Origin of the sequence: Bacillus pretiosus (genome assembly GCF_051294775.1) — a bacterium.
Lineage (GTDB): Bacteria > Bacillota > Bacilli > Bacillales > Bacillaceae_G > Bacillus_A > Bacillus_A wiedmannii.
Genome location: NZ_JBPPHF010000081.1, coordinates 1 through 325, shown reverse-complemented (window position 1 = coordinate 325; position 325 = coordinate 1). Strand labels below are relative to the sequence as shown.

Annotated in this window: 1 protein-coding gene; it reads right to left on the bottom strand. The window is 40.0% G+C overall.

Going from position 1 to position 325, the window contains the following annotated elements; genetic code table 11:
* Positions 1–325: aminotransferase class V-fold PLP-dependent enzyme (locus ACSG5Z_RS29945; RefSeq protein WP_435712754.1), on the bottom strand; the 325-nt coding region annotated here is incomplete at both ends.

The following is a 325-nucleotide window of genomic DNA, read 5'->3' as shown; positions in this document are numbered from 1 at the left end:
GCATATAGGAACCCTACACCTTTTGGTCCATTAATTTTATGAGCTGAAATCGATAATAAATCAATGCCGACCTCTTTCACATCTATTTCTACTAATCCGTAAGCTTGTACCGCATCTGTATGAAAATAAGCTTGATGCTCTTTTAGCAACTTCCCTATTTCCGCGATTGGTTGCATCGTCCCGACTTCATTATTCCCAAACATAACGGATACGAGAATCGTCTCTTCTGTTAATGCATGTTGTATGTCAGAAACTTGAACGCGTCCTGTTTCATCAACAGGTAAATATGTCACTTCAAACCCTTCGCGCTCTAACAATTCACACG